The sequence below is a fragment of the Lysobacterales bacterium genome (genome assembly GCA_016721845.1).
Classification (GTDB): Bacteria; Pseudomonadota; Gammaproteobacteria; order Xanthomonadales; family Ahniellaceae; genus JADKHK01.
In genome coordinates this window covers 181,390-195,092 of sequence record JADKHK010000005.1, presented here as the reverse complement: position 1 = coordinate 195,092, position 13,703 = coordinate 181,390, and the positions used below count along the sequence as shown (strand labels likewise).

Sequence of the window (13,703 nt, the reverse complement as noted above, 5' to 3'; positions counted from 1 at the left end):
CCTAGCGCCTTGCGGCCATTGTCACGCGCTGTGACGGCTCCGCATAATCCGCCCCCGCCCACGGAGTGTCGCGACCCATGTCGCAGGAAATGTTCATGATGGTGCCCTCGGGGCAGATCGTCTTCCGCGAGGGCGACGACGGCACCGAGATGTACATCATCGAGTCCGGCGCTATCGACATCGTGCGTGCCGCCCGCGGCAGCGAGCCGCTGGCGACGCTCGGACCCGGTGATTTCTTCGGCGAAATGGCGATTCTGGAAGACCAGCCGCGCTTCGCCAGTGCAGTCGCGCGCGCACCGACCAAGTTGCTGCGGATCGATCGCGCGGCATTCCCGGGCGTGATTGCCGGCAATGTCGAGATCGCGATCCGCATCATGCGCAAGCTGGCCGGGCGCCTGCGCCGGGCCGAATCGCGCGGCGGCGAAACGACGGTGCCGCATCCGGTCGAAGTCCGTCGTGCGACGGCTTCCGCAACCGAGTTCACACCGATGCCGAAGACCGTGTCCGCGCGCGCCGAGGCGGTGGTCATGCCATCGGATGACGCCGCGCCGAGGCGTCCGCTCTGCCTGGTCCACATCCCGACCCAGACCCGCTTCGTGCTGAAGGACAAGACCGAATTCCTGGTCGGCCGACCCGACCCGGTCACCGCCACCACGCCCGAAGTGAACCTCGGGCCGCTGGATGCGCAACGTTCGCTGTCGCGCCGCCATGCCAAGATCCTGGACGAGGGCGGCACCTGGCGAGTGCGCGAGGAAGTCGGCACCTTGAACGGCACCTTCCACAACGGTCAGCGCGTGAAGCCCGGCGTCGCGGTCGCGTTCGCGATCGGCGACGTGTTGCGCTTCGGCAGCGTCGACGTGACCGTGCAGGCGGAGTCTGAGTGAACATCCTGCAGGAAACGCATGGCCAGGTCCTGCTGATCGCACCGAGCGGCCGGCTGGATTCCGAGACATCGGGCGAACTGGAGCTGGTGCTGCACGACGCCGGCAACGCCGGTCGTCGCCACTTCGTGATTGATCTCGCTGCCGTCACCTATGTCAGTTCGGCGGGCCTGCGCGTGCTGCTGGCGCTGGCCAAGCGCCTCGACGGCGGTGTCGGCAGCGTTCGACTGTGCGGCTTGTCGGCCAGCGTGCGCCAGGTCTTCGACATCGCCGGCTTCACCTCGATGTTCGCGCTGTTCCCGAATCGCCACGGCGCGGTCGAGCAGCACCCGCACAAACTCGACACCTCGGCGATGCTGCTCGACACCGCCGCACAACTGCTCGGCGTAGGACGCAACCCGACACCCGCCGATGACGATGTCGCCCGCAGCGAAGCGGCCGCCCAGCTGCTCGGCGCCCCGGCCAGCCCGGAGGAACTGCAGAAACGTTCGACCGTGGTGGGGCCGGCCGTGACGGCGGAACCGGCCGCGGCCCCGGCCGCACCTGCCGAAAGTCGCTGGAAACGACTGTTCGGCAAGGATTGATCAGCGCCGCCAGAGCGCGATCAGGGCGAGATCGTCGAAGGGCTCGAGGTCGCCGTAGTAAGCCTCGACGGCACTGGTCAAGGCTTCGATCGCCTGGCCTGCGGAACGCGCCGCTGCCAGCAACGCATGCACGCGTCCCAGTCCAAACGCCTCGTCGTCGGCGTTGCGGGCTTCGTCCAGGCCATCGGTATAGAACAGCAAGCCATCGCCACGAGCGAGATCGATGCGCGACTCGTAGAAATTGCCGCCACCGACCCCCAATGCGGGCGCAGCGACCACCGGCAAGGTGTCGACGACGCCATCGGCACGCCGCAACAGCGGCATCGGATGCCCGGCGCTGGCGATATCGACGCCGCCGCGGGCAACGTCCAGCACCGCCGCCACCGCGGTCATGAACATGCCGCTTTCGAGTTCCGGACGCATCTGCGTGTCGAGCAACCGCAGCACCTCGGCGGCATTGCGCGCCCGCACCGCCACCGCCCGCAGTTGCGCGCCGATCCGCGCCATCAGCAGCGCCGCCGGAAATCCCTTGCCGGACACGTCGCCGATGAAGAACAGCGGCCGGCCATCGGCGAGGGTGAGGAAATCGAACAGGTCGCCACCGACAATGCGTGCGGCACTGTAACTGTCGGCGATTTCGTAGCCGTCGAAGCGCGGCGTCGCCGTCGGCAGGAATCGGCGCTGGATGCGGCGCGTCAATTCGAATTCCTCGGCATGCACCAGCCGTCCGCTCTCGGCGTGACGATACGCGGCGAGCAGGGCGCCAAACTGGCCGGCGCAGCTGAGCAGGAAATCGGCGTCGCGCGTACTCAGGGCCTCGGCATCATCCTGGGCATCGAGGTAGAGCACGCCCAGCTGCGTGCCGGCATTCGACAGAATGACTGCCGCCGCCGCCGCCGGCATGCGCGGCATCAGCGCCGCAGCGACCGGTGCCGGCGCCGCGTCGCTGCCGGCAATCACGACACGATTCGCCCCTTGCGCCGCATTCGCGAGCGCCTGCGCGATGCCGAGATCCAGTTCGTCGCCCGCCGATACGCGCTGTGCCAGCACCCGCCACGGCCGGTGCGGCGTGTCGCGAACCATCAGCACCAGCCGACGACAGAGCGGGAACACTTCGGCCAGCGCCGCAAGTGCGTCCCGCATCTGGTGCTGCATCACACCGGCGATGGCCATCAACTCGGCCATGCGCTGGAAGAACTGCAGGCGTTGCACCACCTGCTGGCGGCGTTCGACCCCGGGCACGAAGGCCTTGAGTTCTCCCGGTGGCGACGTCTCGTAGACCCCGCGCGGCGCCGGCAGGCTCACATCGGCCTCCATCATCGTCGCTTCCGGCAGCGACACCGCGACGACCGCTGGCGGCGCCGGCGGAGGGGCCGACGTCGTTTCGCCGCGATCGGGCATGCGCACCCGCAATCGGGTCTGGCCGAGTTCGACGGCATCGCCATCATCGAGCCGGACCGGTGCCAGCAGGACCTTGCCGTTGTGGCGAGTACCGTTGGCGCTCTCGAGGTCACGCAGCAGCCAGGCCGCGCCTTCAGGCTCGATCTGCGCATGCCGGCGGGAGACCGCCAGATCGGCGATCACCAGGTCGGCGAACTGGCCGCGACCGAGCACGGTGCTCGCCGCCAGCGCAAAACGCTGGCCGGACTGGGGACCGGCTTCGACAAACAATTCGAGCATGCTGTGCCTGACGCGATTTCGCACCGAAGTGTCTCACAAGTGCGAGACTGCGCACCCGCCGCCACCCGTCTGGAGAGCTCATGCCCATTGCCTATTGGTGCGTTCTTGCCGCTGCCTTCATGCCCCTGCTGTACACCGCGATCGCGAAGTTCTCCGGCGGCGGCTACAACAACCGCAAGGTGCCCGAGTTCCAGGCCCGCCTGAGCGGTTTTCGGCAACGCGCGCACTGGGCGCACACGAATAGCTTTGAAGCGTTTCCGCCATTCGCAGCCGGCGTGATCATTGCGCACCAGCTTGGCGCGAACGCCGATCGCATCGACCAGCTCGCGGTCGCCTTTATCGTGCTGCGTCTGGTCTATGGCGGCTTCTATCTGGCCGACCTGCACTGGCAGCGCAGCCTGGCCTGGAGCGCAGCATTCGCCTGCACGGTGGCACTGTATTTCAGCGCCGCCGCGGCCTGAAAAAACGAAGGCCGACGGGGGACCGTCGGCCTTCAAAAGGACGTCACACGATATCAAACAGGGGAGGGAGATCCGTGTGACGTCTTCCACGCAAGCGTGGGAGCGGGCTCCGCCCGCAAGAATTACTTGGCTTTGCGCGCGGCCACGACCGGCTTCACGAACACGTCGTTCGACGCATCGATCTGGGTCTTGGCGATGGCGTTCAGCGCCTCACCGGTCTTGACGGTGATGGTGACCACTTCCTGGGTCGTCGCGAACACGGTCTCGGCGGTTTCCTTCGCCAGCGCCATCGACTTCGGCATGATCGCCTTGACGCCGTCGAGGTTGCGCACTTCCGCAGCCTGCGACCAGAAGTCGAGGGTCGCGTTCAGGCGGTTTTCGAAGGTGTTGATCTGCGCACCGACGACTTTCTCGAATCCTTCGAGTGCAATGCCCTGCGCCTTGAAACCGGCTTCGGCAAACTGCTTGGTCGCTGCGATAAACGGACTGCTGATCTGCTCAAACATGGCTCTGCCCCGAATGCACGTGCCCACGATGGGCGACGTTACTGCGGTGCAGCATAACCGGGTATTTGTTGCAGTGCAACATGCGCAGCTGAACGGAACCAGGGGCCACGCTCAGTCACCGCGATAACGGCAGCCCGAGGTGCAGGTCTCGTGCACGACCACTTCCGACAGCAACGGCAGCGATGGCTTCAGGCGCGACCAGATCCAGCGCGCCAGTTGTTCGCTGGTCGGGTTGTCGAGACCCTCGATATCGTTGAGGTAGTGGTGGTCGAGCTGTTCGTAGAACGGCTTGAAGGCTGCCTTGAGCTCGGCGAAATCCAGCACCCAGCCGAACTGCGGGTCGACTGGACCCGACACATGCAATTCGATGCGGAAGGAATGCCCGTGCACACGCGCACACTTGTGCCCGGCGGGGACATTCGGCAGTCGATGCGCGGCTTCGATCGTGAAAATCTTGAAAATATCCATCGCTGGAGTCTAGCGGCCGGCGCCGCGCACCGTCTGTCACGACGCTGATGGCGACATGAACGATCGCGTCACGACTATTGTCCGCGTGATCTATGCTGCGCCCATGCGCGTCTCCTCCCTGCTCGGCCGGATCGGTCTGTTGTTCGCTGCAGCACCTGCGACGGCAACGTCTCTGGTCGATGAACTCACGGCGCTGGCACCGGCGGCGAACAGCGCCGTGCTCGAACGCGCGCTGGCGGCACGCGACTGCGCGATCGCGCGAGGACTCGCCACCGCGGGCGAGCGACTGGCCGTGATCGACTACGCCCGGCCCTCGACGGAGCCACGCCTGTGGGTGTTCGACCTGTCCGGACCGTCGCTGCTGTTCATCGAGCATGTCGCCCACGGCCAGGGCAGCGGCGAGAATCTGGCACGACACTTCTCGAACCGGGAGGGCAGCCATCAGTCCAGTCTGGGGCTGTTCCGCACCGGTGAAACTTATGACGGGGACAACGGCTATTCCTTGCGACTCGATGGCCTGGAGCCAGGCCTGAACGACCGTGCCCGGGCGCGCGCCATCGTCATGCATGGCGCCGCTTATGTCGACCCGCTCCAGGCCCTTCGCCAGGGACGCCTCGGGCGCAGCTTCGGCTGTCCGGCGGTGCGCACGGCCATCGCCCGGCCGTTGATCGATGCGATCAAGCAAGGCCAGTTGTTGTACGCGGAGGCGCCGGACACGGCCGACACCTCGGCCCTCGCCGAATGCCGGCGCGACTCAGTCGCGCGCGCAGGCGCGCAACGGAACAACACCGCAGCGCGTCCGTGAGTCCTCGTCCAGCGCCGCCTGCAGCGTCGCGTCGTGGCCGTAGAGATCGTCGAAGAAGTGGACCGCGCCGTCTCCGGGCGCCACGGCGGTGACATACACCAGGTACACCGGGATCGGCGGCGACACCGTCACCGCGACGTCGTCGTGCTCGCCGTCGAGCGCGGCGCGGATGCGTTCCGGCGTCCATTCCGGCTGCTTGCGCAGGACGAAGTTCGCGAGTGCTTCCGGGTCCTGCACGCGCACGCAGCCATGACTCAGGTCGCGACGCGCGCGGGCGAACGCACCGCGTGACGGGGTGTCGTGCAGATAGACCGCGTGGGCGTTCGGGAACAGGAACTTGACGCGACCGAGGGCGTTGCCCGGGCCCGGCCTCTGGCGCAGCGCCAGCTGCCCACGACGCAAGCCGCGCTGCGTTTCGGGCGTCAGGGACTGATCGTCGACACCGACAATCTCGAATCCCTGGCGGGCGAAGTAGCCCGGATCCTGCAGCGCGCGCGGCAGCAACTCGTCGCGCACGATCGACGGCGGCACCGTCCACGACGGCCGGAACACCAGGGTGCGCAGCAGTTCGGCGAACACCGGCGTCTCGGTACGAAACGCACGCCCGACGACGACCGGCATCTGCAACGCCAACCGACCGTCGTCGCCCACCGCACGCAGCTGGAATTCGGGAATGTTGACGACGATCGGCGGCTCCGGAAATCCGCTCGGCACCCAGCGCCAGCGTTCCATCGCGAAGCGGATCTGGTCGATGCGTCGCAACAGCGGCACATTCAGCGCGGCCAGCGTGTTCGCGCCAAGGCGGCCATCGATCATCAGCCCATGCCGCGCCTGGAACCGCTGCAGTGCGGCTGCGAGCGCGGGATCGAAGCGCGTCGCGCTGCCCGCCTCGACGACGCCGTCGATCGCGACGAGATCCCCCAGCTGCAGCAGACGCGCGCGCAACGCCGGGACACTGGCATCGTCAGCACCGGGCTCCAGCACGCGGGACGAGGGCGCCGGCACCGGAACATCGGCGTGCGCGGACGTCATCAGCAAGGTCGCCAGCGCCTGGCGCAATCGTCGATACCCCGCGAACGGCGGCTCCAGTGCATCCAGCAACGGATCGGGATCCTGCGCACCGGCCAGCGATTCCACGAGCATCGGTCGATCAAGACGCTTGCTCGATGGATCGATGCCGACGCCGAGGCGGCGCGGATCGATGCGGCCACGATGCAGGTCGAGCGCGAAGTGCAAGACCTGTCGCGTCAATGCGTCGTCGAAACCGGCGCGTGCGGCGGGACCGCCGGCACGCAAGGCCGCCGCCCTGCCCGTCCAGGCGTCGGCGTCGTAATCTGCTGAACGCAGACCGCGCCGTTCGGCACGCTGCATCGAATCAATCATGCGCCATGCCGACACGGTTGGCTGCCCGGCGGCATCGAGCCAGAGTGGTCGGAACGCACGCACCGAATACAGCACACACGACACGTCCGCCGGTTCGGTCGAGGCCACTCTCGTCGTCGCAGCACCGCAAGTGATTGCGCGCAGCGCCTCCACCTCGGACACCGGCGGATTGGCAGCCACCGAGGCCGCCATCATCAGCGCCAGCGGTGCTGCATGTGGGCGCCACCACGGCAGGGCGGGATGCGCCGAAGTTCGCTGGATCGTTGCCGGAACATCGCTCGTCATGGTGTATCGCGTCATGTGGGTCGACTTTCGTCGAAGGCCCGGCGCGCCGCTATCGCTGCAGTGCATCCAGCCACTGCGCCAGTGCGAGGCGCGTTGCGGCGGCGTGCACCGGCAGCACCAGCACGTCCCCGGGCCGTGACCACGACCACAGTTGCCGCGCCGCTTCCAGTTCATCCAGTTCGAGGTGCAGATCCGCGGCCGCGAAGCCCGTGTCGAGCAGACCCTCGCGCAACAGACCCGGCACCTCGCCGGGTGCCCTTCCGCGCAGCATGCCGGGAATGTCCTTCAGCACGATCCGGCTCGGGCGATGTGCGGCGGCGACCTGAGCCAACGCGCGAATCGCGCTGTCATCGCGATTGCCGGCCTGACCGAGCAGCAGACCGATGCGAGCGTCGCGCGACTTGCGCAACTGTTCGGCGACCTGCAGCAATCCCTCCAGTCCTTCCGGGTTGTGCGCGTAATCGACCAGCACATCGACGTCGCCGATCCGCCAGCGTTCGAGGCGACCGGGATTGTCGTCGCGGCGCGCGCCGAAGTGCTGACAGACCGCAGCGATGGATTCGACGCCGATGCCGAGCGCCGCGGCCAGCAGGGCCGCACCGGCGAGATTGGCGATGTTGTACGCGGCGCTGCCCGCGACGGTCAGCGGCATCGCCGCGACTGCACCGAGGTCATGTGCGACACCTCGCCAGTACAGACGCAGGCGCCCTCCGGCGACGGCGCAAGTGCCGCCACCGCGCTCTCGCGCAGCGAGCAGCAGCGGATGCGCATCATCCTGTGCGAACCACGCCAGCGGCACCGTCAGTGCCGCCGACTTCGCGACCAGCAGCGGATCGTCCGCATTCAGGACCAGGGTGCCGGCCGGACCCAGCGCACGCGCGACGACGAGTTTGGCGTCGGCGAGGTCGGCGAGATCGTGTACCCCGTATTCACCGAAGTGGTCGGGGCTGACATTGGTGACGATCGCGGCGTCGGCGCGGCGTACCGCCAGGCCACGCCGCAAGATGCCGCCGCGCGCGGTCTCCAGCACGGCTGTTTGCACACGTGGATCGCGCAATACGGCGCGGGCACCGGCCGGGCCGGAATAGTCGCCACGAAGCACGCACTCGCCATCGACGAAGACACCGTCGGTGCAATTGAACCCGGGCGAGCGCCCGGCCGCCGCCGCCATGGCCGCGACCAGCCGCACCGTCGTGGTCTTGCCGTTCGACCCGGTGATGAGGGCGGTCGGCACGTCACTCAATGTCGACCAGTCGACCGACTCCGGCAAGGCCTGCAGTGGCCAGGTCCGGCTGCCGTGGCCACCACCGAGGCTGAACATCTCGTCGTCGCAGAGCACGCCCAGCGCGCGCCGCTGCGCTTCCTGCAGCAACGCCATCAGGCGCGGCGCGCGTTCGGCGAGCGCGGAACGCTGCAGCGTCTGCCGCGCCGCTTCATGATCGAACACGGCCGGATACGCCGGTGCGAGCGGCCACGCGGCGTCATGCTCCTGCGCGACCAGTCGCAACCAGGCCAATTCGTTGACCTCGGTCGCGGTGAACAGCTGGTCGTCGGCGGCGGCGGCAGCGAACGACGCACCATCGCGATGCAGCCGCGTGACGATCGCGGCGTCGGCCGGCCAGCCGAGTTCGGCCCGCAACGCACGCACCTGCGCGACCCATCGCTGCGCGAACGCCGGTGTCGTCGCGGGCACGTCGAGCACGGCCCCGCAGTCCGCGAAGAACAGGTTCGGACCGGTAAGACGACGCGAGTCCTCGAACAGCTCGGGTGTGACCGGTTTCAGTCGGCGTCCTCGCGCGCCAGACGTACGCCGCGCTCGTCACGGACCAAGCCTTCCCAACTCCCCGCCGCGGTTGGTTCCTCGACCACGGGCTGTGCCACCGGCGCTGCCGACATGACCTCGGCCAAGCTGGTCCGCGCCGGTGCGCCCTCGGGGCGGAACTTGATCACCTGCTTCCACGAACGCACCAACGCGTCCGCGAAGACCAGCAAGAGATCGCCCGCTTCGCCCATGCGCAGCGCCGCATCGATCGCTTCCTGCTCATCCGGAATCAGGGTGATCTGGTCGTCGCGCACGCCGCGGCCACGCAGCGTCGCCGCGATCAGCTTCGGCACTTCGTCGCCGTCGCGACCACGCAGGTCGTCGTCACGACGGCAGATGTAATGATCGAATCGGCCGGCCACCGCGTTCGCGATGTCGACGAGATCCTCGTTGCGGCGATCGCCCGGTCCTGCCACGACGACGATGCGCCGTCCGGCCACGTCGAGCCGCTGGGCCAGGTCGGCCATCACCGAGACCGCGTGCGCATTGTGGCCGTAGTCGAACAGCACCTTGAACGGATGCTCGTTGAACACGTTCATGCGGCCGGGCGCCTGGAAGAAGGTGCTGTCGAAAGTGCGCAGGCCCTGGCGGATCGCATCGAGCTTGATGCCGAGCGAGAACGCCATCGCCGCCGCGAACATCGCGTTCTGCACGTTGTGCAGTGCGCGGCCTTCGAGCGTGGCCGGAATCAGATGCGTCCACAGCAGCGGAATGTGACCGCCCTTGTCGTACAGCGTGATCATCTGGCCGTTGACGCCGGCTTCGAGCGCGCAGGCGCGGCCGCCGGCACGGATGTGTTCGCGCACCAGGCCGTGCTGCGGATTCATCGTGACGTAGCAGATCACTTTGGCATCGGTGTACGCGCCCATCTTCAGCACGTTGGCGTCGTCGGCGTTCAGCACCGCGCATTGCTCGGCCACTTCGACGACGATGCGCTTGACCTCGGCCAGTTGCTCGAGCGTGTCGATGCCCTTCATGCCGAGATGGTCGGACTGCACGTTCAGCACCGCACCGACATCGACCTTGGGCACGCCCATGCCGGCACGCAGCAAGCCACCGCGCGCGGTTTCCAGCACCGCGAAATCGATCTGCGGATCGGCCAGCACCATGCGTGCCGAGACCGGACCGGTCATGTCGCCCTCGACCGTGCGCTGGCCGTCGATGTAGACGCCGTCGGTGGTGGTGAGGCCCGGCGTGTAGCCGGCCATCTTGACGACGTGCGCCAGCATGCGCGCGGTCGTGGTCTTGCCATTGGTGCCGGTCAGGGCCGCGATCGGCACCCGCGACGGCGTCCCGGTCGGGAACAGCATGTCGATCACCGGACCGGCGACATCGCGCGAGCGCCCTTCGCTCGGCGCCACGTGCATGCGGAAACCGGGCGCGGCGTTCACTTCGCAGATGCCACCACCGATCGACTTGTAGCTTTCGGCGATGTTGGTGCTGAGGAAATCGACGCCGCCGACATCGAGACCGATCGCCTTGATCGCGCGCACCGCCATGTCCCGGTTATCGGGATGGATCACGTCGGTGACGTCGGTGGCTGTGCCACCGGTGGACAGGTTCGCGGTCGAGCGCAGGTAGATCACCTGGGCCACGTCCGGCACCGAATCGGCGTTCACGCCGGCGCGCGTCATCATCATTTCGGCCTGGGCATCGAGTTCGATGCGCGTCAGCACTTTCTCGTGGCCGATGCCGCGGCGCGGATCCTGGTTCACGATCTCGACCAGTTCGCGAATCGTGTGGCGGCCATCGCCGACCACGTGCCCCGGGGTACGCCGCGTCGCCGCGACCAGTTCGCCGTTCACGACCAGCAGGCGGTGATCATCGCCTTCGAGGTAGGTCTCGACGATCACCGAGCGCGAGATCTCCTTGGCCTTGTTGAAACCGGCGATCACTTCGTCGTCGTTCATCAGGCGGATCGAGATGCCGCGCCCGTGGTTGCCGTTGTAGGGCTTGGTCACCACCGGGAAGCCGATGCGTTTCGCCGCACGCACGGCGCCGGACTCGCTCTGCACCAGTTCCTGACGCGGTACCGGCAGGCCGAGCGAGCCGAGGATCTTGTTGGTTTCCTCCTTGTCGCTGGCGAGTTCGACCGCGATGTGCGGCGTCTTGCCGGTCACGGTCGCCTGAATGCGCTGCTGGTATTTGCCGTGCCCGAGTTGCACCAGCGACTGGTCGTTCAGGCGCAGCCACGGGATGCCGCGGTCTTCCGCGGCCTTGACCAGGGACGCCGTCGACGGACCCAGCGCACGCCGCTGCGCATAACGGATGAAGCTGTCGCGCGCATCCGGCCAATGCCAGTCGTCGGGCACGCTGTCGGCTGGGCGCAGCTCTGCCGGCAACAGCGAACTGAGGAGGCGCAGCGCCAGTTCTCCGGCCTCGACCCCTTCTTCGCGCTGGGCATATTCGTAGACCACCGAGTAGACGCCGGGACGATCGTCGATGCTGCGGGTCTTGCCGAAGGTCATGTCTTCGCCGGCGATGTTCTGCAACTCGATCGCGACGTGTTCGAGCACATGGCCGAGCCAGGTGCCCTCGCCTTCGTTCATGCGCCGGATGAAGCCGCCGGGTTCGCGATAGGAACAACCGTGTTCGGCAAGCCCCGGCAAGGCCGCGACCAGCGCCTCGACGAAGGCCGGCCCGAGACGCGCGGTCGGCCAGGCTTCCAGCACGCCAAGATCCAGTTCCAGCCGAATGACCGGGAAATGGGCATACAGCGACGGACCAACGAAGACCTGACGATCGAGGATACGCATGCGGCATTCCACCCCTGGCCGAGAGAGATCAACGATAGCCGATTGCGCACCCGATCAGGCTTTGACGAAGGCGATCCGGCCGGCGGACGCGCGCCGTGTATGCAGATTGAAGGTCGCGCCACGCACCAGCACGTGCAGGCGCAGGCCGAGCAGGCAGACCGGCTCGCCCTCGTCGACCTGGTCCATCGACGAGAACTCGAGTTCCGATGCGTCGACGATGGTGACGCCGCCGCTGCCTTCGACTTCCACCGTGTTGTCCGGCGCGATGAAGGCCGCGGTGTCCTCGTCGAGGCCGATGCCGATCGCGAAGGGGTTGTAGGCCAGCGCCGTGGTCAGGCGACCGAGACGGTCGCGCTGGCGGAAATGCTGGTCGATGATGAAGCGATTGGTCAGGCCGAGGCCCGGTGCCAGGCGCACGCTGCCGGCGATCGGTGTCGCGCCTTCTTCGCCGAACGCGATCATGTGTTCGCTGAGAAACGCCGCGCCGGCGCTGGTGCCGGCGATGTGGGTGCCATGGGCATTGCTCTGGCGCAGCGCGCGCGCCACCGAGGTGCCGCCGAGCAGGGTCGCCAGACGCAACTGGTTGCCGCCGGTGATGAACACGCCGCTGGCGCGTTCGATGCGGACGATGCGACCACGTTCCTCGGCGTCACGGCGGGTGTCGAAATCGACGGCGTCGACGCGGCCCACGCCGAGGCTGCGGAAGATCGCCTCGTAGCGCGCGCCGGTATCGGCCAGCTTGCTTGCGGTCGGGATGACCACGATGTCCGCGTCACGACCACCACACAGATCGACGAAGCGCGACAGGATGGCGCGATCGTTTTCCTTCTCCTCGGCACCGCCGATCGGAATGATCCAGCCGCGGCTGCCGCCCTGGGGGACCTGGCTCGGCATCAGCGCGCGTCCTCGAAGGTGCCGCGGACCACGGCCGTCGCGTCACGCACGTGCCAACGTCCGCCGATCATCACGTCATTCACCCGGTGCTCCTCGTCCAGAACCACGACATCCGCATCAGAACCGACCGCTACCTCGCCCTTGCCGCGCAAACGCAGCAAGCGCGCCGGATTGAGCGTGAAGGCCGGCAGTACCCGCGCCAGATCCTGCCCGCGCAGCAGCAGGTTGCGCAAGGTCTCGGCCAGAGAACTCGGTGAACCAATGTCCATGTGCACGACGCGACCGTCACCGTCGAAGTGCGGCAGGCAGCCACCGCCATCGGAACTGACAGTCACCCGTTCGGCCGGCGCGCCGCTGTCGAGATAGCGCAGCAGCGCCTCGTCGGCGGGCCAGGCGTCTTCGTTCTCGTCGACCGGAAACGCGGTGATGTCGATGGTGCAGCCCTGCTTCGCCAGCGCGACCGCTTCGTCGAACAGTGCCTTGCGGCGATTGACATGGGTCGGATGGAACACCCGCGCCGGCAGTTCGCTGCCGGCCAGCGCCTCGCGCACCAGCGACAAGCCGCGCGCGCCGTCGCCGAGGTGCAGATGCAGCACGCCGGCCTTGCCGGTGAGCAGACCACCGACATGGGCATCGGCCGCGACGCGCAGCAATTCGTCCAGTGTCGGCTGGCTGGAACGGTGGTCGCAGATTGCGAGTTCACCGACCCCGATCAGGCCATCGATGAAGGCAAGATCGTCGCGCACGCTGCCGGTCAGGGTCGCCAGCGGCAAGTGATAGCCGCCGGTATAGGCCCAGGCGTTCAGGCCTTCGTTGCGCAATCCGTGCACCGTCGCGACCAGTTCGCGCGTGCTGCGCGTGGTGTCGTCGGTGCCGAGCACGCCGACCACCGAGGTGACGCCGGCCAGCGTGTAACGCGACAGCGACAGCGGCGGCACGCGGGTATGCGCACCGGCCTCACCGCCACCGCCGGTCAGATGCGCATGACCATCGACGAAACCCGGCAGCAGGCGACGCCCGCGCAGATCGACCACCTCGGTCGCGATCGCGGTCGCAGCAGCGGCTTCGGCCGCATCGCCCATCCACAACAGTCGGCCGCCACCAACCAGCAGATCGCGCCGGCCCAGGGCAGCGGGCGCAAAGACAGTGGCGTTTCGAATCAAGGTCAACATGGGCAC

12 protein-coding genes are annotated in these 13,703 nt (G+C 67.6%); 4 read left to right on the top strand and 8 right to left on the bottom strand.

The features are described 5' to 3' along the window. Positions 1-95 precede the first annotated feature (95 nt). Both IPP28_03270 and IPP28_03265 read left to right on the top strand, forming a co-directional pair. Entirely contained in the window at positions 96-884 is a 789-nt protein-coding gene (locus IPP28_03270; protein MBL0040073.1) for a cyclic nucleotide-binding domain-containing protein, read from the top strand. Further along, a complete protein-coding gene (locus IPP28_03265; GenBank protein ID MBL0040072.1) occupies positions 881-1,465 on the top strand; it encodes an STAS domain-containing protein in 585 nt (194 codons plus the stop codon). The genes IPP28_03270 and IPP28_03265 overlap by 4 nt, the downstream gene beginning before the upstream one ends. Here IPP28_03265 and IPP28_03260 read toward each other — a convergent pair whose 3' ends face one another. Then, the gene (locus tag IPP28_03260; protein ID MBL0040071.1) at positions 1,466-3,145 is read right to left on the bottom strand and encodes a SpoIIE family protein phosphatase; all 1,680 of its coding nucleotides are present in this window, start codon (positions 3,143-3,145) and stop codon (positions 1,466-1,468) included. Positions 3,146-3,225: 80 nt separating this feature from the next. On the opposite strand from IPP28_03260, the gene IPP28_03255 reads away from it, so the two are divergent. Beyond that, on the top strand, positions 3,226-3,606 hold the full coding sequence (locus tag IPP28_03255; protein MBL0040070.1) for an MAPEG family protein: 381 nt from the start codon (positions 3,226-3,228) through the stop codon (positions 3,604-3,606). A 122-nt stretch (positions 3,607-3,728) separates the two neighbouring features. On the opposite strand, the gene IPP28_03250 is transcribed toward IPP28_03255, so the two are convergent. Both IPP28_03250 and queD read right to left on the bottom strand, forming a co-directional pair. Beyond that, entirely contained in the window at positions 3,729-4,112 is a 384-nt protein-coding gene (locus IPP28_03250; protein MBL0040069.1) for a phasin family protein, read from the bottom strand. Positions 4,113-4,223: 111 nt separating this feature from the next. Beyond that, positions 4,224-4,580 carry a 6-carboxytetrahydropterin synthase QueD gene (gene queD, locus IPP28_03245; protein MBL0040068.1) on the bottom strand — a complete coding sequence of 119 codons (357 nt, stop codon included), beginning with the start codon at positions 4,578-4,580 and terminating at the stop codon, positions 4,224-4,226. A 103-nt stretch (positions 4,581-4,683) separates the two neighbouring features. Between queD and IPP28_03240 the strand changes: the two genes are divergently transcribed. Further along, complete coding sequence (locus tag IPP28_03240; protein ID MBL0040067.1) at positions 4,684-5,385, top strand: murein L,D-transpeptidase catalytic domain family protein; 702 nt, start codon at positions 4,684-4,686, stop codon at positions 5,383-5,385. Here IPP28_03240 and IPP28_03235 read toward each other — a convergent pair. The 5 genes from IPP28_03235 to IPP28_03215 all read right to left on the bottom strand — a co-directional run bounded on the left by IPP28_03235 (position 5,335) and on the right by IPP28_03215 (position 13,697). Further along, entirely contained in the window at positions 5,335-7,053 is a 1,719-nt protein-coding gene (locus IPP28_03235) for a L,D-transpeptidase family protein (GenBank protein MBL0040066.1), read from the bottom strand. The two genes, IPP28_03240 and IPP28_03235, sit on opposite strands and share 51 nt — an antisense overlap. Positions 7,054-7,102: 49 nt before the next feature. After that, the gene (locus tag IPP28_03230) at positions 7,103-8,755 is read right to left on the bottom strand and encodes a Mur ligase (protein MBL0040065.1); all 1,653 of its coding nucleotides are present in this window, start codon (positions 8,753-8,755) and stop codon (positions 7,103-7,105) included. A gap of 77 nt (positions 8,756-8,832) precedes the next feature. Then, positions 8,833-11,631 carry a cyanophycin synthetase gene (gene cphA, locus IPP28_03225; protein MBL0040064.1) on the bottom strand — a complete coding sequence of 933 codons (2,799 nt, stop codon included), beginning with the start codon at positions 11,629-11,631 and terminating at the stop codon, positions 8,833-8,835. A gap of 54 nt (positions 11,632-11,685) precedes the next feature. Then, positions 11,686-12,525 carry a cyanophycinase gene (locus tag IPP28_03220; protein MBL0040063.1) on the bottom strand — a complete coding sequence of 280 codons (840 nt, stop codon included), beginning with the start codon at positions 12,523-12,525 and terminating at the stop codon, positions 11,686-11,688. Beyond that, positions 12,525-13,697: a beta-aspartyl-peptidase gene (locus tag IPP28_03215; GenBank protein ID MBL0040062.1), complete on the bottom strand. Its 1,173-nt coding sequence runs from the start codon at positions 13,695-13,697 to the stop codon at positions 12,525-12,527. Before IPP28_03215 ends, IPP28_03220 begins: the two co-directional genes overlap by 1 nt. Between the last annotated feature and the right edge of the window lie 6 nt (positions 13,698-13,703).